The sequence below is a fragment of the Acinetobacter sp. 102 genome (assembly GCF_037028485.1).
GTDB lineage: Bacteria > Pseudomonadota > Gammaproteobacteria > Pseudomonadales > Moraxellaceae > Acinetobacter > Acinetobacter higginsii.
In genome coordinates, this window is the sequence record NZ_JAZEZK010000080.1 from 1 (window position 1) to 301 (window position 301).

A 301-nucleotide genomic window follows, 5' to 3' on the forward strand; every position below is an offset into this window, starting at 1 on the left:
ACTCGAAGCAGGTAAGGTGGTTGTTAAGAACACAGCGAATACGCTGACTTTAGATGCAGGTAAAGGCACGCTTGAAGGTCTAAGCAATAAAGATATCAGTAGTGCGGACTTTGCGACTCAAGGTCGTGCAGCAACAGAAGAACAATTAAAACAAATCCAGACAGGCTTAACCGACAGTGGCTTTGGTTTAACTGCGGCAGATGGTAATTCAGTTCAGAAGAAACTGGGACAAACGGTGGATGTGGTTGGCGCAGACAGCAATATCACCACGAAGGTGGATCAAGGCAAGCTTGCGATTGAA

1 pseudogene is annotated in these 301 nt (G+C 46.2%); it reads left to right on the plus strand.

Annotated features, from left to right (window positions below):
- Nucleotides 1-301: pseudogene (locus WA352_RS21805) on the plus strand (hypothetical protein); the annotation flags it as partial.